Origin of the sequence: Novosphingobium sp. (genome assembly GCF_020852455.1) — a bacterium.
Lineage (GTDB): Bacteria > Pseudomonadota > Alphaproteobacteria > Sphingomonadales > Sphingomonadaceae > Novosphingobium.
On record NZ_JADZAT010000014.1, the window covers coordinates 20,869 to 37,357 of the forward strand.

Genomic DNA, 16,489 nt, shown 5'->3' on the forward strand with positions numbered 1-16,489 from the left:
GGTTTCTAGCAGTAGGGATTGCTGGAACGGCAGACCGAGGTTCCGCCCGAGTAGTAACTGATCGCATTGTTGAAATTGTGCTGGTCATAGATCTGCGAAACCGACGGCCCGCTGTAGGTCGGGGTCGGGTTGTAGCTGGTGCTCGGTGCGGTCCAGCTGCGTGAGAACATCGAGGCCGGGCTGTTCCAGAACTCGCGGCTTTGGCGGGCCCATTCCTCGTACTGGGCCTGGCGCCGGGCATTGGCCTGGCGGATCGGCTCGTTTTTCATCGAGGTCAGGATCGCATCGGCCTTGCGATCACCGCGGCTGGCGGCAATCGCCATGTAGTTCATGCCCTTGTTCTGATCGACCGGCACTTCCTGGCCATACCAATAGGCCATGCCCATAAAGATCGCGGCATCGACATGCCCCACCCGGGCGGCATTCTCGAACAGGATCAGCCCGTCCTTGCGGCGCTCGGTCCCAAACAGACCGGGGAGCCCATAGTACATCCAGCCGCCCAGCAACCAGTCGGCATCCTCGTTGCCTTCGCGCATCAGGCGAACAACCGTGGCCAGCCCGGTGTCGCGGCCACTGCCCCCTTCAACCATTGTGCGGGCCTGTTGCAATTGCTGGACCGCCGGGGCCGCCGGGTTGATCGCCGGGCGACTGGATTTGAAGGCGGGATTGGCCGCTGCCATCTTGGCCACGCGCCCGCACGAAGCCTGTTCGCCCAGTGCGCAGCCGCGCTCGAACAATGCGAATGCGACAGGTTGTTCGATTGTGACCTTGCCGTAATCCCCGGTATAGATCAGCCCCAGCAGCAGGCAGGCCCGCCCCTCACCCAGTTCGCAGCCGCGGCGGGCGAAATACATGGTTTCCTGAAATGTCGTTGTTGCCCCCGGATTGCCGAGCAGGAAAACCCGCGCCACGTAGAAGCAGGCCTGGCCATCGTTGGCCGAGCAGGAGGCTGACAGGTACTGCTCGCCGCGGTTGAAATCGGTCTTGGCGCTGGATTTGGTCAGGCGTTCACCATGGTAGGTGCACAGCCTGAGCTTGTCGCCAGACGTTTCGACACAGCCAATCCGCTCGAACTCGCTCGCCTTGGCGGAATCGGCGGCTACGCCCCAGCCGTTGCGATAGGCATCGGCCATGCCCATGCAGCCCCACGATTTGCGGGAGCTGCAGGCCGGTTCATACAGTTTCAGGGCTTCGGCCCGCGAGGCGGCATCCTTGCGGACATAGAACAGACTGTTGGCCCGGTTGCGGCACCCGGCGTCGTCGCCACCTGCGCAGGCCTTGGCCAACAGGGCGTCTGACTGATCCGATCCGGTCGGAGCACTCGCCGCCTGGCTGACCGCCAGCGAGGCACAGGCCGGTTGATACTTGAGCTGGTTGCAGCCGCGATCGACCTGCTGCTGCGCCATTGCCGGCAGCTTGTAGCCCGGCACACCTTCGCGCAGCATCTCTGCCGCGCGGACGCAGCCGGCACCGGAGCCTCTCTTGCAGGCCTCCATATGAAAGCCGACCGCCGCCCGCTGATCGGCGCCGATCACGCCAAAGCCGGTTTCAAGCGCCTGGGCCAGTTTCAGGCAAGCCTCGGCCTTACCCTTCCAGCAGGCCTTTTCCCAGTCGATCATGACGCCGCGCAGCACGATCGGATAGTTCTGGCGTCCATCCACCACATAGGTTTCGCGATAGGGATCATAGCCCGTCGGCGGTTTGTCCTTGGCCTGCGCCAGCGACGAACCCATTACAGAAACCAGCAAAGTCAAAAGCGCAATGCGCAGCACACGGCTCATCGGCCTACCTCAGCAGAGGGTGCGCGTCCTGATGGGAATATTGCGAACGAAATTCCGCTTGGCAAGCCCTACCCGTGGCGGCGACGCAGTTCGCCGATCACCCCGGTGCAGATCAGGAACTGTCCGAAGTAATACAGCGGCCAGATCAGTAGGTTGGGAATCGCGCTCTGCGCCAGGGGGCCAATCCGGGCAAAGATCAGCAGGTCCGAAATGGCGAACATCACCGCGCCCAGCCCTACGGTGTAGCGCGAGAAACTGCTGGTCCAGGCGGCGGCGGTCATCGCGCCAAGGCCGGTTGCGTAGAGCGCCACTCCCGGAGCCGCCGCACGGTCAGCCGGCAGCAGGAACGAGATTGCCGGGATCAGCACCAGGAATGCCAAAGCGGCGGCTTTCTGGCTGATCTTCACCTTGCTGCGGCGGTGGCGGAGATAGAGGTGGATCGCCACCAGATGGCCGATCAAAAAGGCTACCGCGCCCCATTCCAACTGGATCTCGATCAGCACGTCGCCCAGCGCCCCGAACGCCATCACCGCCGCGATCTGGCGAGAGTCCGCTCCGGAATGCCGCACCAGCGCATAGACTGCCAGCAGCGCCACCCCTGCCCCTTTCCAGGCCATCTGGTAGAGGCCCGGCAACTGGGTTTCACGGATGAAGTAGAAGCTGATCCCGGCCACCAGGCTGGCAAGTAGCCAGGGACGCTCTTCGATCAGGGCACGTTGGGGCATCCGCAAAATCCTCTCGAGCGCCTGCTTGCCGTTGGAATTTGCCGCGCGCAAGGCTAGGCGACCGATGATGACCTACGATGTTCACATTATCGGCGGCGGGATGGCCGGCAGCGAAGCGGCCTGGCAGCTCGCGCGGCGCGGCTGCAAGGTGCGGCTGTCGGAAATGCGCGGCGGCGGCGACAGCACCCCGGCGCACCAGGGCACCGGCCTCGCTGAACTGGTCTGTTCGAACTCGTTCCGTTCGGACGATCACGAAAACAATGCGGTCGGTCTGCTGCATTATGAGATGCGCGCGCTGGATTCGCTGCTGATGGGCGCTGCGGAGATCGCCAAGGTTCCGGCCGGATCGGCGCTGGCGGTGGACCGCGATGTCTTCTCGGCGGAAGTCGAGCGGCGGCTGGGCGAATTGCCCAATCTCGATGTGGTGCGCGAACGGATCGACACCCTGCCCGCAGCCGGACTGACGATTGTCGCCACCGGCCCGCTTACCGCCGCCAGCCTTGCAGAAAGCATCGGCAAGGCGACCGGAGAGAGCAGCCTGGCATTCTTCGATGCGATCGCCCCGATCGTCCACCATGATACGATCGACATGGATGTGGCCTGGCGCGCGGCCCGCTGGGACAAGGGCGGCAAGGACTACATCAACTGCCCGCTCAACCGCGAACAGTACCTGGCCTTCCACCAGGGGCTGCTCGATGGCGAGAAGACCGAATTCCGTGAGTGGGAGGCCAATACCCCCTATTTCGAGGGCTGCATGCCGATCGAGGTGATGGCCGGACGCGGGATCGATACCTTGCGGTTCGGGCCGATGAAGCCGGTCGGGCTGGACAACCCGCACTGGGCCACGCCCGAGCATCCCAACGGCCGCTGGCCCTATGCGGTGGTCCAGCTGCGCCAGGACAACAAGCTGGGCACGCTGTGGAACATGGTCGGCTTCCAGACCAAGCTGAAGCATGCCGAGCAGGTCCGGCTGTTCCGGTCCATCCCGGGGCTTGAAAATGCCGAGTTCGCCCGGCTGGGTGGGCTGCATCGCAACACGTTCCTGAATTCCCCGCTACTGCTTGATCGCCAGCTTCGCCTGAAGAGCGCGCCGCACATCCGCTTTGCCGGGCAGGTCACCGGCTGCGAGGGCTATGTCGAAAGCGCGGCGGTTGGCCTGCTGGCCGGGCTGATGGCGGCAACCGAGCTGGCCGGGCAATCGTGGACCGCCCCGCCCCGCACCACGGCGCTGGGGGCCTTGCTGTCGCATATCACCGGTGATGCCGAGGCCGAGAGCTATCAGCCAATGAACGTCAACTTCGGACTGTTTCCGCCGGTTGATGACGCAGTGAAGAAGAAGCAGCGCAAGGCCGCCTACACCACCCGCGCCAAGGCAGATCTGGCCGCCTGGCTGGGGTAATCAGCAACGACAGGCGGGCTTCTTGGCCGGCTTGGGCTTGGTCGCGACAAATTCCTGCCGGGTCAGATTGCTGTCACCATTCGCATCGGCCTGCTTGAACCGGTTCGAGGTGGCGACTGCCCATTCCTCAAAGCTCAACAGGTTGTTGTGATCGGTATCCAGCTTGCGGAAAGCCGCGACGCGCGGCTGCAGGATTTCGACCCGGCTGATCACGTTGTCACGATTGCGGTCCAGACGATTGAACCGCTTTTCCTCGCGACTGGCCGCGTTGGCGCCCGGCGGCGCCGCGCCAACCAGGCCATCTCCGTCCTCGGTCGGCAGTTCCTCAAGCGGCAGGCCGCTTTCCTCGATTTCGGCCATCGGCGGCGGCGGCGGTGCGCTGGCATCGATCGATGCGCGTCCCTGCCACCAGAACAGGCCGGCCCCGGCAAGCAACAATGCCGAAACGGCGCCCAATACGATCCGGTTCATCCAGCAGCCTCCAGTTGCACCGAAGCCTAACTCAAAAACCCAGCAAGCCAAGCCGGAATCCAGCGAGTAAATCGCGCCGACGTCCCAGCAGGGGCCGTGATCCGCGTGATCGTCGTGCCAGGCCGTGCAGGACCTTGAGTGGACGCAGGTCCCGCGGCACATCTGCTGGAAGCCAGCGACAGTCACCGATCAAGCCCATCACGCCAGCCCGCTCGTCCGGGTTGCTCAGGTGGCAGCCCAAATCGGCCAGTGCCCATTCGTATCCCGCAGTGCGGGCCTTCTGGGCAGCCGAACCGTTACCAACCACTTGCGCCACCCTGGCCCAGGCTTCGCCGCGCGCCTCGGCCAGGGCATTGAAAGCCTGGCCGGCAATAGCAGCCTCGCCCAGCAAGCCTTCCCAGGCGTCGATCAAGCCAACCAATTCGCCGGTACGCTCCCCGAAGACCTCAAGAGCGTCCAGCAGAGGCTCGCCCTTTGCCCGGGTTCCGACCGGTTTCGCCAGTTCTTCCCGCCACCAGGCCAGGCGCAGCTGGCCAAGCAGCGGTTCGCGGCTGCTGCGGATCAGGTGTCCCAGCATGGCATCAAAGCCAAGCAATGCCCCACAGGCCCGGCGAGCCGCTGACGCGGCATAGCTCAAGGCCAAACGGCGCTCGATCGGGAGGGATTCGGCCAGATCGCTGAAATTCATTGCTTAGGTACTAACCCACTTGGTCTGGCTGGCAAATCCCGGCGCGGTTAGCCCGCCGCTTGCCCAGCGCAATTTACTTTTGATTAACCACGGTTTTTCAATACCCTGACACCTTACCTCGGTACTCGCACTGGCATAGTCCAGATTTGCTGGGGATCGAAATGCTGGTTCGAATTGCTAACAAGCTGCGCAAATTGGGCAAGGATACCGGCGGAAACGCGGTCCTTCTGGTTGCGGTGGGTGTACCGATGCTGATCGGAGGCGCCGGAGCTGCGGTCGATATTGCCCAATGGTATTCGTGGAAGCGCGAACTGCAGCAGGCGGCTGATCAGGGGGCTTTGGCTGCTGCCTGGGCGCTGTCCAATTCCAGCATGCGCGACAACTATCGCACGCGTGGCCAGCAGGACTATCAGAACAACCTGGCGCTGACCCGGGACTTTGCTTCTGCTGCATCGTTTCGCCTGGCCAACTACTCGAACGGCAGCAACAACAGCGTGGTCGCCACCGCCAGCGCCTCTAGGTCGCTTCCTTTCTCTGGCTTCCTCACCGGCAATGCGGTGACTGTATCAGTCTCATCACAGGCCAGTTTCCGCGCCGGGGCGAACTATTCGGCATGCCTGATTGCGGTTGGTGACAGCGGCACGACCTTCAGCGTCGGCGGGAACGCGAATGTCCAGGCGCGTTGCGGCCTCGCCGCGCTGTCCTGTTCGGATGATGCGATCGTGATCGACGGTTCGGCCACGGTGGTGACAGATTCGATCGCCACCTGCGGTACGGCCTCGGTACCTTCGGCAAACGAAAGCGTACTGACCGAGAACGCCACCGGCCTGGTCGATTCCTTCGCTGATCTGACGCCGCCCACCAACAACACGACGCGAAGCTATGCCTGCACTGGCACCGGCCAGAACAAGCAAGCATCGCCGCTTGCAGGAACATATGCAGGGGGCTTGACGGTAAGATGCCGCACCACCTTCGGGGCTGGCATCTATGTCATCAACGGTGGCACTCTGGATCTGACCGGAAACTACACGGTGACGGGCAGCAATGTCATGTTCGTGCTAAAGAATGGCGCCACGCTCAAGCTGGGCGGTAGCGGCAATAACAACACGCTGTCGCTGACCCCGATGCAGGCATCGAACTTCATTGCGTTGGGCTATTCAACCACACTGGCAAACCGTTATGCCAACATGTTGATCTTCGAGGATCGCACCAGCAATCCCACCCAGGATCACATCATCAACGGCAACTCCACCTCGCTGTTCCAGGGCACGATCTACCTGCCCAAGGGGACCGCACGCCTAAACGGTACGTCAAGCATTTCGAGCACCTGCCTGCAGATCTCGGCGCGCAATATCAATATCCTGGGTAACGCGTATCTCGATACGCGTTGCACCACCAGCCAAACCAACAGCGCCGGCCATTCCGCCGCTCGCGTGCTGCTGGTGGCATGATGTTGCGGCTTGCCTCTCTGTTTGCGCGCCTGCGGGATGATCGTGCCGGATCAGTCGTGGTCGAAACCGCGATCGTGATCCCGGTTCTGGTCGTCCTGGCCCTGGGTACGTTCGATGTCAGTCGGATGATTGCCCGCCAATCGGAAATGCAGGCCGGCTCAACCGACGTGCAGGGTATTGTTCTGGCAGTTTCGAACGGAACCGCCACGAATGTTGGCACGATCAAGCAGGTGCTGATGAGCTCGCTCTCGCTCAGTTCTGATGAAGTGGCGGTGACAAAGGTCTATCGCTGCACCACGAACGACACCCTGGTTACCGCGATCAGTTCTTGCAGCAGCAATGCAATCATTTCGACTTACGTCCAGGTGACGTTGACCGAAAGCTATGAGCCGGTCTGGACCAATTTCGGGGTCGGTCAAGCAATCAATTACCGTATCCAGCGCACGGTGCAGGTATCATGAAGCCAGAAGCGCTCTTGAAGCGGCTGCTGCGTGACCAGAATGGTGCGGCGATCATCGAATTCGCGATTCTCTCGCCAGTGATCCTCGGGCTGCTGCTTGGCGTATTACAGGTGGGCCTGCACATGCATGCCTACAACGCCGTGCGTTCGATCGTGACAGACACTTCGCGCTTTACGGTGGTTGAATACCAGAAGAACAACGACCTGACGCTGGAGCAGATCGAAAGCCGGGCGCGAGCCTACGCGGTTAACCCGCCTTATGGGCTGGACACCAACGCGCTGACGGTCACGGTCACCCAGCCAACGTCGGGTATCACCGGCACTACTCGCTTTGATGTTCAGGTCAGCTACGTTCCGCGTGGTATCCTGGGCGTCTTCGGCGTCACTGCACCGACGATTACGGTGACAAGGCCTGTCTTCGTTGGCAGCTAGGCTGTCGTTGCCTCGCAATAACTACCCAAATTCATTGTAGAATTAACCATATCTTTTTCCCGAGCCGTTACCCGGACGGCTTATGGCCCGATGCTGGGCAAAAGGGATTTTGATTGCTGCATGGGACGCAAATTCGCCAACTCCGATGCTGACGGCACCGTGAAGGTGCTGCGTCGGCTGCTGCGGGATCGCGCGGGTAACACGCTGGCGCTGATCGCAGCCGGGCTTGTGCCGATCATGGCGATGATTGGTGGCGGTGTCGATATGGGCCGCAGCTATCTGGCGCAGAGCCGCCTGCAGCAAGCCTGCGACGCCGGGGTACTGGCCGCGCGCAAAAAGCTCGGTTCGGAAGTGGTAACCACTGGCGTGATCCCTGCCCAGGTTACCGAGATCGGCAACAAGTTTTTCAATATCAACTATCGCAACGGTGCCTACTGGACCGAAAACCGCAGCTTCGAAATGACGCTGGAATCAGACTATGCGATCAGCGGCGTGGCCAGCGTGGATGTGCCGACCACGATCATGGGGCTGTTCGGCTACAACGAAGTTGCTCTTCAGGTCGATTGCGCTGCCAAGCTGAACTTCTCCAACACCGATATCATGTTCGTGCTCGACACCACCGGGTCGATGACCACGACCAATTCGGGTGACAGCGAGCCGCGGATCGATGTCCTCAAAAACGTGGTGCGCAATTTCCACGGCCAGATCGAAGGGGCCAAATCGCCGGGCACACGCGTGCGCTATGGCTTCCTGCCCTATTCCACCAACGTCAATGTCGGCCTGTTGCTCAAGTCCGATTGGGTGGTTGACAAGTGGAAGTACAACGGGCGCGAGTCGATTGATACCGGGGTTACCCAAACCTATTGGGATACCAGCACCACCTATACCTATGTCAGTGGCAGTGCCTCAGCGATTGCCACTTTCGCATCGGCCACCTGTCCGGCTGATACGGTGACCTATACCTATTCGGGAACTGGGACCAACCCGGATGGCAGCACCTATGGCACGACCACGGTCAACGGTACGCGGTACGATAATTACACCTATTCCTGGCTGACCACCGCCCCGGTTGAAAAGACCCGCCAGATCTACAAGTGGCGCTATCATCCGATGAAATTCAACCTGGCCTTCGTGAAGGGCGCCACCGGCGAAGATCCGCTGAAGACCGGGGTGATGCAGGCGCGGATGTATGGCTATCCCTCCCCCACGCCGGAAAACCTTGACATCTATTTCCGCGGCTGTGTCGAAGAACGCGATACCTACGAAATCGATGATTATGACAACGTCGATCTGTCGAAGGCGCTGGATCTTGATATCGATCTGGTCCCGACCCCAGGTGACGAGAAGACCCAGTGGCGTCCGATGCTGCACGAAATCTCGTTCGAACCGGAAGTCTGGTGGGATGGTTCGGGCACGTTCAAGAGCCCGGCAGTAGCCGAGTACGACTATCTCATGGCCAGTTGGGCCAACCTTTCGGCTTGCCCGGCAGAAGCGCGCAAGCTGGATGAAATGGCCGCCGCTGATGTTGACGCGTACCTCGACACGCTGACCGCCGATGGCAATACCTATCACGATATCGGGATGATCTGGGGCGGACGGCTGCTGTCGCCGACCGGACTTTTCTCGGGTGAGAATGCCGACGTTGATGGCAAGCCCACCAGCCGCCACATGATCTTCCTGACCGACGGCGAAACCGCACCGCTCGATCTGTCATACGGGACTTACGGGATCGAGCCGCTCGACAAGCGGCGCTGGAACCCTGAAAGTCCCAAGCTGGGCCTGACGCTGACCGATGTGGTTGAACGCCGGTTCGGGGTCGCCTGCGAAGAGGTCAAGAAGCGCAACATCACGGTCTGGGTGATTGGCTTCGGCACGACGCTCAACCCGATCATGACCGAATGCGCCGGGCCGGGGCATTTCTTTGAAGCCCGCGATTCCGCGGAATTGAGCGATGTGTTCAGCGAGATCGCAGCACAGATGGGCGATCTGCGGGTTTCCAAGTGATGCGTCGGCTTGTCGCCCTTCGCAGCGACGTGGAAGGCGTCAGCGCGGTTGAATTCGCGATGATCGCGCCGGCGCTGTTTGTTCTGCTGTTTGGCCTCTTTGACCTGTCGTACAACATGTACACGGCTGAGATGCTGCAGGGAGCAATCCAGAAAGCAGCCCGCGATTCGACGATTGAAGGCGCTTCGGTCCACTCGAGCGAACTCGATGGCATCGTGACCAAGGCCGTGAAATCCGTGGCTCCCGGCGCCACCCTTACCTTCAATCGATCGTCCTATGCCAATTTCACCGATGTCGGTCGACCCGAAGACTATACGGATCTCAACGCCAACGGAACCTGTGACAACGGTGAGCCGTTCGAGGATGCGAACAGCAACTCGGCCTGGGATGCCAGCAGCGGGACCAACGGTTTTGGCGGTGCGCGTGATGCGGTGCTCTATTCGGTGACCGTGCGCTATCAGCGCGCATTTCCGATCGCTTCGTTCATCCCGGGCCAGAGCGATGAATTCACGCTGGTGGCCAACACCGTGCTGCGCAATCAGCCCTATGGTTTGCAGGAATCTCCCCCAACCCCGCCGGTCGGAAACTGCACATGAGCAAATCAAGACTCCTCCGGAGCCTGGCCAACAGCCGTTCGGGCGTGGCGATGACCGAATTCGCACTTGGTGCGCCGTTCCTGCTCATGGCGGGATTGTGGGGTGCGGAAGAAGCGAACTTCGCGCTGACCACAATGAAGATCAACCAGCTGGCCATTCACATCGCTGACAACGCCAGCCGGATCGGTGACACCAGCACGCTTCAGGATCGCAAGATCTATGAAAGCGATATCAATGAAGTGATCTACGGTGCCCAGCTTCAGGGCGGCGTCGGAATAGACCTGTACGCCTTTGGCCGCGTCTTCATATCCAGTGTCCAGGTCGATCCGGCTGCCGGCAACCAGTATATCGACTGGCAACGCTGCCGCGGCGCGAAGCCTGTCGGATCAAGCTATGGCGATGCGAACGACAATCTGGGAACTGCCGGGATCGGCCCTACGGGCGAGGAAGTCCTGGCCATGCCCGATGACGCGGTGATCTTTGTCGAGATCAATTACACCTACCAGCCGCTCATTTCGCATCGGTTCCTGGGCCGGCCGGATATCCGTTCGATCGCTTCATTCACGGTGCGTGACGACCGCGATCTTACGCAGATCTACCAGCGCGACCCTGCTAGCCCTGATCCGGTTCAAAGCTGCAGCTCGTACGCAGGGCGTATGGTTGTCGGCAGCGATGGCTCGATTTCGGATGGTGGCTCCAGTTCCGGCAGCAGCAGCACAACCACGAGCAGCGGCAGCAGCAGCACAACCACGAGCAGCGGCGGCAGCAGCTCGACAACGTCCAGCGGCGGCAGCAGCACATCGACCGGGGGCAGCTCTACCACCAGCGGTGGCAGCTCGACCACTAGCGGTGGCAGCTCCTCTTCTGGCGGAAGCAGTGGCGGCGCTAGCAGCGGCGGTGCCAGCAGCGGCGGTGCAAGTGGTGGTGGCGCCAGCAGTGGTGGCGCCAGCAGCAGCGGTGGTCGTCCCTAAAGTTGCAAATCAGCGATAGCAGACTTTCCGCACCGCGGCGGCAATCCGTCCGGCGTCGATCAGCGCCGCCTTTTCCAGGTTTGCGGCATAGGGCAGCGGCACGTCTTCATCGCACACCCGCAGCACGGGCGCGTCGAGATGGTCGAAGCCGTCTTCCATGCAAATTGCCATGATCTCGGATGCGATCGAGCATTGCGGCCAGCCTTCTTCGGCCACCACCAGACGGTTGGTCTTGGCCAGCGAGATCAACACCGCTTCGCGATCGAGCGGGCGCAGGGTGCGCAGGTCAAGCACTTCGGCGTCGATCCCCTCACCCGCCAATTGCTCAGCCGCTTCAAGCGCCAGACCGACCCCGATCGAGTATGAGACGATCGTAACGTCCTTGCCCTCGCGCATGATCCGCGCCTTGCCGATCGGCAGGACATGGTCGTCAAGCTCAGGCAGGTCGAAGCTGCGGCCATAGACCAGTTCGTTTTCCAGGAAGACGACCGGGTCCTCGCTGCGGATCGCGGCCTTGAGCAGGCCCTTGGCGTCCGCCGCATCGTAAGGCGCGATCACGATCAGCCCGGGGACATTCGCGTACCACGGGCCATAGTTCTGGCTGTGCTGCGCGCCCACCCGGCTGGCCGCCCCATTGGGGCCGCGGAACACCACCGGGCAGCGCATCTGGCCCCCGGACATGTAATTGGTCTTGGCGGCCGAATTGATGACGTGGTCGATCGCCTGCATGGCGAAGTTGAAGGTCATGAATTCGACGATCGGACGCAGCCCGCCCATCGCCGCGCCTGCACCGATCCCGGCAAAACCGTATTCGGTGATCGGGGTGTCAATCACGCGCTTGGGCCCGAATTCTTCGAGCAGCCCTTGGGTGACCTTGTAGGCGCCCTGATACTGCGCAACTTCCTCGCCCATCACGAAGACGCGGCTGTCGCGGCGCATTTCCTCGGCCATGGCATCGCGCAGCGCTTCGCGCACGGTGGATTGGCGCATGTTGGTGCCGGCGGGTATTGCCGGGTCCGAGGCGCGCGGCGCGGCGATCGGGCGATCAACTGGTGCGGGAGCGGGAACAGCGATCGGCGCGGGAGCGGCGACAGGCGCCGCAGCAGGGGCAGGAGTGGTGGCCGCGCCATCCTCGCCGATCACCGCAATGACGGTGCCAACCTTGACGCCTTCACTCCCTTCGGGAACCAGAATCTTGCCGATCACGCCTTCATCGACGGCTTCGAATTCCATCGTCGCCTTGTCGGTTTCGATCTCGGCCAGGATGTCACCCGATTTGACCTCGTCGCCTTCCTTGACCAGCCACTTGGCCAGCGTCCCCTCTTCCATCGTCGGGGACAGCGCGGGCATTTTCAGTTCGATAGCCATCAGTAGCTCTCCACCAGGACGTCGGTGTAGAGTTCGCTCATTTCAGGCTCCGGTGAGTTTTCGGCAAAATCGGCAGCCTCGTTAACCTGGCTGCGGATCTGCTTTTCAATTTCCTTGAGGCGATCCTCGGCGACGCCGCGCTTCAGCAGTTCAGCTTTGGCGGCATCGATCGGATCGTGCTTCTCGCGCATTTCCTGCACTTCTTCGCGGCTGCGGTACTTGGCCGGATCGGACATCGAGTGGCCGCGGTAGCGGTAGGTGTGCAGTTCCATCAGCACCGGACCCTTGCCGGCGCGAACGTGAGCAACCGCCACTTCAGCCGCCGCGCGCACTTCCAACACGTCCATCCCGTTGACGCTAATCCCGGGAATGCGGAACGCAGTGCCGCGGCGATGGAAATGGGTTTCAGCCGAGCCGCGTTGGACAGCGGTGCCCATCGCATAGCCATTGTTTTCGACCACGAAGATCACCGGCAGGTTCCACAACGCGGCCATGTTGAAGGCTTCATAGACCTGCCCCTGGTTGGCCGCGCCGTCGCCGAAATAGGCCATGCACAGCCCGCCATCCTCGCGGTACTGATGCGCGAAGGCCAGCCCTGCCCCCAGCGGCACCTGCGCGCCGACGATGCCGTGACCGCCATAGAACTTGTGGTCGGTGCTGAACATATGCATCGAACCGCCCTTGCCGCGCGAAATCCCCGCGCCGCGCCCGGTCAGCTCGGCCATGATGACCTTCGGATCGATCCCATAGGCGAGCATGTGGCCATGATCGCGATAGCCGGTGATCACGCTGTCCTTGCCGCCATCGAGCGCGGATTGGAGCCCAACCGCAACTGCTTCCTGGCCGATGTAAAGGTGGCAGAAGCCGCCGATCAGGCCCAGGCCGTACAGCTGCCCGGCCTTTTCCTCAAACCGGCGGATCAGCAGCATCTGTTCGTAGAACTTCAGCAGCTGCTCATCGCTGGCCGCAAAGCGCGGATTGGCATCGTGAGCATCCTGCAGGCTGCGCAGCGCGAAATTTTCGTCGCCAGCAGCAACCTTTGCAGGTGTCTTGCGGCTCGAACCGGTCTTGGCCAAGTTGGGCTCCCCTGGGGTTTTGGAACGCTAGAGCGAGCCTATAGGGCCAGTTTGCCCTTAGGGAAACCGCCCCATACGTATTTCGCTGGCGAATTTTTCAGGCGGATCAACGCCTGTGCGATCTGCTCAGTCGAGCAGCAGCACCATTTCGTCGGGATGGACCACGTTGAGGTCAGTGCGCAGCAACTGCCCGGCCATGTCGGCATCGACGTGATTCGGGTTGAGCAGGGCAACGCGATTCTTCAAAACGTCACGCTCTGCCGAAAGCTGTTGCAGCTCCTTCTGGCGTTCGGTCAGCAAGCGGTTGTTTTCGCTCCACGAAATAAGTCCGCTCGGCCCGAAGAGCACCCACCCGCCCATCAACAGCAGGCAAGCCAGAGCCAAGCCCTGCGACATGCTTTCCTTGACCAGCTTTGGAGTTCCCCGCCCATTCATGGTTTGCACTAGAATCATAATTGATTCAGCAGTTCAACCCCTAAATTTGTCGCGAAAGGCAAGCTCGGTCGATTTAACTATCCACAGCCTTGTTAACAGGCTGTCTGCAGTAGGAAAATCGCTTGGGGTTGGTGCGCCCGACGGGATTGGCCTCGCCTTCGGCTCGGCCGTCTGCGCGCCAAAGGCGCTTCGACTCCGAATGGTTCGCTCCCGAAGCGTCAAACCATCTTTCAGCAATGCCCGGGCATCACGGAAAGATGGTGCGCCCGACGGGATTCGAACCCATGGCCCCCAGATTAGGAATCTGGTGCTCTATCCTGCTGAGCTACGGGCGCGCCGCGATCCCCATAGGGGCGCAGCGGGCGCTAGGCAATCAGTTGAGTTCGTCGGGCGGAGCGACCGGGAATGGCAGCGGCATCAGCGCTATCCCTTCGTCGAGCAGATCGCGCGCCTGTTCGGGCGTGGCCTGGCCGTGGATCGTTTCGGCTTCGCTTTCGCCATAATGCATCTTGCGCGATTCATCGGCGAAGTTCTTGCCAACCCAGCGTGATTGTTTGAGCGCCTCAGCCTGAAGCGTCGCCAGCTTGGCCATCAGTTCTTGGGCTTCGGGTGGGAGTTGACCGGCGAGCACCGGCTGCGCAGCGACTGCCGTCGTTTGTGCAAGCTGGTTACCCTTGCGGCCTACGCTGGGTGCCATCACCGCCTTTGTGACATCGGCCGTGCCGCAATGCGGGCAGCCTATCAGTCCACGCTGTTGCTGGGCGGCGTAGTCATCGGAGCTGGCGAACCAGCCTTCGAAGCGGTGGCCAAGGGGCCGGCATTCAAGATCGAAGACAATCATTGCAGCTGCTTATGAGGCGATTTGCCGCTTGTTTGCAAGACACGGAACCTGCGACCGGATCGCGGCGATGCGCGCCGGATCAATCTCGGCAAAGCTCAGACCCGTGTCGCGACCGCCCATGTCGAGCAGCACTTCGCCCCACGGATCGACCACCAGGCTGTGCCCGAAGGTCTCGCGGCCATCGGCATGCTGACCAACCTGCGCCGCGCTGACGACATAGCCGGTCGCTTCGATCGCCCGGGCGCGTTGCATCACATGCCAGTGCGCCTGGCCGGTTGGGACGGTAAAGGCCGCCGGGATCGCGATCAGATCGCACTCTGCGCGGCCATAGGCTTCGAACAGCGCCGGGAAACGCAGGTCATAGCAGATCGTAAGTCCCAGCCGGCCCAGCGGGGTATCGACCACCACCGGCCCTTCACCGGGGGCATAGGCATTCGATTCCCGCCAGCTTTCACCGGTTGCCAGATCGACATCGAACATGTGGATCTTGTCATAGCGCGCAACCACTTCGCCGCTGGCGTCAATCACGAAGGCGCGGTTGGCCCAGCGGCCATCCTCGCGCAGCACGGCCATGGATCCGATCGCCACCCAGATTCCGGCCCCCGCCGCGGCTTCGCGCACCTGCGCCAGAAAACTGCTGTCAGCCTCGGGCACGACCTGCTCTTTCGCCCGCTCGCGATTGCGATCAACCAGTGCGCTCATCTCGGGCGTGAACAGCATCGACGCCCCGCCCATTGCCGCAGCACCGATTGCGCCAACAACCGTGGCAGCATTGGCCTGGGGATCAATCCCCGAGCACATCTGCAGCAGGGCGATGCGCCGGGGCATCAGCGGCCCAGCAGCGGATCGAGCTTGCCGGCGTGATCGAGCGCGTGAATATCGTCGCACCCGCCCAGCGCCTGGCCATCGACGATCACCTGCGGAACGGTCCGGGCGCCGGGCACCCGTGCTTCCATTTCGGCCTTCTTCGGGCCGCCAAGGGTGATATCGTATTCGTCATAGGCCACGCCCTTGCGATCCAGCAGAGCCTTGGCGCGCACGCAATACGGGCAGCCCCATTTGGTATAGATCTCGACTTTGGGCGTGGTCACGATGCGCTCCTCTTGAATTGCCGCCGGGCTATCATACATGGTTACCGGTGTCATGGTCCGCAATGGGGATGGCACCAGCTGCGGGGCGCCGATTTCGGGTCCCGTAATCGCACGATTGCTCAGAAAGAGGATTATGCCATGAACCGTTTCGATTTCACTCCCTATCGCCGCACCATGGTCGGCTTCGACCGGCTGTTCGACCTGCTGGAAAATCAGGGCCGGATGAACAGCGGCGACAACTACCCCCCGTTCAACATCGAACGCCGCGGCGAAGATGCCTATCGCATCACCCTGGCGGTGGCCGGCTTCAAGCCCGCCGATATCGAGATTACCGCCCAGCAGAACCTGCTGGTTGTTCAGGGCAAGAAGGGCGAAGACACGTCCGCCGGCCAGTTCCTGCATGTCGGCATCGCCCAGCGCGGGTTCGAGCGCCGCTTTGAACTGGCAGACTATGTCCGCGTCGATGACGCCAATCTGGAAGACGGCCTGCTGCAGATCGATCTGGTCCGCGAAGTGCCCGAGGCGATGAAGCCCAAGAAGATCCCGGTCGGCACGCAGAAGACCCTGAGCGTGGTTCGCGACGACAGCGACAGCGCCGCAGCCTGACCTACTCAACTCTTGGCTAGAAAAGTTCGGGGGCGAAGCTTTTGGCTTCGCCCCCACGACGCTTTCACGCCGCCTTACCATTTCGTGATCGTCC

At 61.8% G+C, this 16,489-nt stretch carries 18 protein-coding genes and 1 tRNA gene; 8 read left to right on the forward strand and 11 right to left on the reverse strand.

The genetic code is table 11. The features are described 5' to 3' along the window. Nucleotides 1–5: 5 nt before the first annotated feature. On the reverse strand, nt 6–1,781 hold the full coding sequence (locus IT549_RS07005; RefSeq protein ID WP_292971290.1) for a hypothetical protein: 1,776 nt from the start codon (nt 1,779–1,781) through the stop codon (nt 6–8). A gap of 68 nt (nt 1,782–1,849) precedes the next feature. After that, nucleotides 1,850–2,506 (reverse strand): lysoplasmalogenase family protein, encoded by a 657-nt coding sequence (locus IT549_RS07010; protein WP_292971293.1) that lies wholly within the window; start codon nt 2,504–2,506, stop codon nt 1,850–1,852. A gap of 67 nt (nt 2,507–2,573) precedes the next feature. Between IT549_RS07010 and trmFO the strand changes: the two genes are divergently transcribed. After that, nucleotides 2,574–3,905 carry a methylenetetrahydrofolate--tRNA-(uracil(54)-C(5))-methyltransferase (FADH(2)-oxidizing) TrmFO gene (gene trmFO, locus IT549_RS07015; protein WP_292971528.1) on the forward strand — a complete coding sequence of 444 codons (1,332 nt, stop codon included), beginning with the start codon at nt 2,574–2,576 and terminating at the stop codon, nt 3,903–3,905. Here the strand turns inward: trmFO and IT549_RS07020 are convergent, their stop codons facing one another. Together IT549_RS07020 and IT549_RS07025 are read right to left on the reverse strand one after the other, a co-directional pair. Continuing rightward, nucleotides 3,906–4,376 (reverse strand): hypothetical protein, encoded by a 471-nt coding sequence (locus IT549_RS07020; RefSeq protein WP_292971295.1) that lies wholly within the window; start codon nt 4,374–4,376, stop codon nt 3,906–3,908. A 31-nt stretch (nt 4,377–4,407) separates the two neighbouring features. After that, on the reverse strand, nt 4,408–5,064 hold the full coding sequence (locus IT549_RS07025; RefSeq protein ID WP_292971297.1) for a hypothetical protein: 657 nt from the start codon (nt 5,062–5,064) through the stop codon (nt 4,408–4,410). Nucleotides 5,065–5,225: 161 nt separating this feature from the next. Between IT549_RS07025 and IT549_RS07030 the strand changes: the two genes are divergently transcribed. From IT549_RS07030 to IT549_RS07055, 6 genes are all read left to right on the forward strand, one after another. Next, entirely contained in the window at nt 5,226–6,515 is a 1,290-nt protein-coding gene (locus tag IT549_RS07030) for a pilus assembly protein TadG-related protein (RefSeq protein WP_292971299.1), read from the forward strand. A gap of 56 nt (nt 6,516–6,571) precedes the next feature. Beyond that, nucleotides 6,572–6,976 (forward strand): TadE/TadG family type IV pilus assembly protein, encoded by a 405-nt coding sequence (locus IT549_RS07035; protein ID WP_292971302.1) that lies wholly within the window; start codon nt 6,572–6,574, stop codon nt 6,974–6,976. Beyond that, complete coding sequence (locus IT549_RS07040) at nt 6,973–7,407, forward strand: TadE/TadG family type IV pilus assembly protein (protein ID WP_292971304.1); 435 nt, start codon at nt 6,973–6,975, stop codon at nt 7,405–7,407. The genes IT549_RS07035 and IT549_RS07040 overlap by 4 nt, the downstream gene beginning before the upstream one ends. A gap of 120 nt (nt 7,408–7,527) precedes the next feature. Beyond that, the gene (locus IT549_RS07045) at nt 7,528–9,411 is read left to right on the forward strand and encodes a pilus assembly protein TadG-related protein (RefSeq protein ID WP_292971307.1); all 1,884 of its coding nucleotides are present in this window, start codon (nt 7,528–7,530) and stop codon (nt 9,409–9,411) included. Beyond that, nucleotides 9,411–10,007, forward strand: a complete 597-nt coding sequence (locus tag IT549_RS07050) for a TadE/TadG family type IV pilus assembly protein (protein WP_292971310.1) — start codon at nt 9,411–9,413, stop codon at nt 10,005–10,007. Before IT549_RS07045 ends, IT549_RS07050 begins: the two co-directional genes overlap by 1 nt. Beyond that, nucleotides 10,004–10,978 carry a hypothetical protein gene (locus IT549_RS07055; protein WP_292971313.1) on the forward strand — a complete coding sequence of 325 codons (975 nt, stop codon included), beginning with the start codon at nt 10,004–10,006 and terminating at the stop codon, nt 10,976–10,978. Before IT549_RS07050 ends, IT549_RS07055 begins: the two co-directional genes overlap by 4 nt. Nucleotides 10,979–10,987: 9 nt before the next feature. Here the strand turns inward: IT549_RS07055 and IT549_RS07060 are convergent, their stop codons facing one another. The 7 genes from IT549_RS07060 to grxC form a co-directional block, all read right to left on the reverse strand. After that, nucleotides 10,988–12,346 (reverse strand): pyruvate dehydrogenase complex E1 component subunit beta, encoded by a 1,359-nt coding sequence (locus IT549_RS07060; protein ID WP_292971316.1) that lies wholly within the window; start codon nt 12,344–12,346, stop codon nt 10,988–10,990. Next, nucleotides 12,346–13,422 carry a pyruvate dehydrogenase (acetyl-transferring) E1 component subunit alpha gene (gene pdhA, locus IT549_RS07065; RefSeq protein WP_292971319.1) on the reverse strand — a complete coding sequence of 359 codons (1,077 nt, stop codon included), beginning with the start codon at nt 13,420–13,422 and terminating at the stop codon, nt 12,346–12,348. The genes IT549_RS07060 and pdhA overlap by 1 nt, the downstream gene beginning before the upstream one ends. Nucleotides 13,423–13,548: 126 nt before the next feature. Further along, the gene (locus IT549_RS07070) at nt 13,549–13,818 is read right to left on the reverse strand and encodes a septum formation initiator family protein (protein WP_292971322.1); all 270 of its coding nucleotides are present in this window, start codon (nt 13,816–13,818) and stop codon (nt 13,549–13,551) included. Between the two features lie 297 nt (nt 13,819–14,115). Next, nucleotides 14,116–14,192, reverse strand: a tRNA-Arg gene (locus tag IT549_RS07075). 38 nt (nt 14,193–14,230) lie between these two features. Continuing rightward, on the reverse strand, nt 14,231–14,698 hold the full coding sequence (locus IT549_RS07080) for a DUF1178 family protein (protein ID WP_292971325.1): 468 nt from the start codon (nt 14,696–14,698) through the stop codon (nt 14,231–14,233). A gap of 9 nt (nt 14,699–14,707) precedes the next feature. Next, complete coding sequence (locus IT549_RS07085) at nt 14,708–15,526, reverse strand: carbon-nitrogen hydrolase family protein (protein ID WP_292971327.1); 819 nt, start codon at nt 15,524–15,526, stop codon at nt 14,708–14,710. Continuing rightward, nucleotides 15,526–15,828, reverse strand: a complete 303-nt coding sequence (gene grxC, locus IT549_RS07090; RefSeq protein ID WP_292971330.1) for a glutaredoxin 3 — start codon at nt 15,826–15,828, stop codon at nt 15,526–15,528. Before grxC ends, IT549_RS07085 begins: the two co-directional genes overlap by 1 nt. A 99-nt stretch (nt 15,829–15,927) precedes the next feature. On the opposite strand from grxC, the gene IT549_RS07095 reads away from it, so the two are divergent. Further along, nucleotides 15,928–16,395 carry an Hsp20 family protein gene (locus tag IT549_RS07095; RefSeq protein ID WP_292971333.1) on the forward strand — a complete coding sequence of 156 codons (468 nt, stop codon included), beginning with the start codon at nt 15,928–15,930 and terminating at the stop codon, nt 16,393–16,395. Nucleotides 16,396–16,489 lie beyond the last annotated feature (94 nt).

Bases quoted from the DNA above. Each gene is read 5' to 3' on its own strand.
- IT549_RS07005 (WP_292971290.1), bottom strand. From the start codon at position 1,781: ATGAGCCGTGTGCTGCGCATTGCGCTTTTGACTTTGCTGGTTTCTGTA.
- IT549_RS07010 (WP_292971293.1), bottom strand. From the start codon at position 2,506: ATGCCCCAACGTGCCCTGATCGAAGAGCGTCCCTGGCTACTTGCCAGC.
- trmFO (WP_292971528.1), top strand. From the start codon at position 2,574: ATGACCTACGATGTTCACATTATCGGCGGCGGGATGGCCGGCAGCGAA.
- IT549_RS07020 (WP_292971295.1), bottom strand. From the start codon at position 4,376: ATGAACCGGATCGTATTGGGCGCCGTTTCGGCATTGTTGCTTGCCGGG.
- IT549_RS07025 (WP_292971297.1), bottom strand. From the start codon at position 5,064: ATGAATTTCAGCGATCTGGCCGAATCCCTCCCGATCGAGCGCCGTTTG.
- IT549_RS07030 (WP_292971299.1), top strand. From the start codon at position 5,226: ATGCTGGTTCGAATTGCTAACAAGCTGCGCAAATTGGGCAAGGATACC.
- IT549_RS07040 (WP_292971304.1), top strand. From the start codon at position 6,973: ATGAAGCCAGAAGCGCTCTTGAAGCGGCTGCTGCGTGACCAGAATGGT.
- IT549_RS07045 (WP_292971307.1), top strand. From the start codon at position 7,528: ATGGGACGCAAATTCGCCAACTCCGATGCTGACGGCACCGTGAAGGTG.
- IT549_RS07050 (WP_292971310.1), top strand. From the start codon at position 9,411: ATGCGTCGGCTTGTCGCCCTTCGCAGCGACGTGGAAGGCGTCAGCGCG.
- IT549_RS07055 (WP_292971313.1), top strand. From the start codon at position 10,004: ATGAGCAAATCAAGACTCCTCCGGAGCCTGGCCAACAGCCGTTCGGGC.
- IT549_RS07060 (WP_292971316.1), bottom strand. From the start codon at position 12,346: ATGGCTATCGAACTGAAAATGCCCGCGCTGTCCCCGACGATGGAAGAG.
- IT549_RS07070 (WP_292971322.1), bottom strand. From the start codon at position 13,818: ATGTCGCAGGGCTTGGCTCTGGCTTGCCTGCTGTTGATGGGCGGGTGG.
- IT549_RS07080 (WP_292971325.1), bottom strand. From the start codon at position 14,698: ATGATTGTCTTCGATCTTGAATGCCGGCCCCTTGGCCACCGCTTCGAA.
- IT549_RS07085 (WP_292971327.1), bottom strand. From the start codon at position 15,526: ATGCCCCGGCGCATCGCCCTGCTGCAGATGTGCTCGGGGATTGATCCC.
- grxC (WP_292971330.1), bottom strand. From the start codon at position 15,828: ATGTATGATAGCCCGGCGGCAATTCAAGAGGAGCGCATCGTGACCACG.
- IT549_RS07095 (WP_292971333.1), top strand. From the start codon at position 15,928: ATGAACCGTTTCGATTTCACTCCCTATCGCCGCACCATGGTCGGCTTC.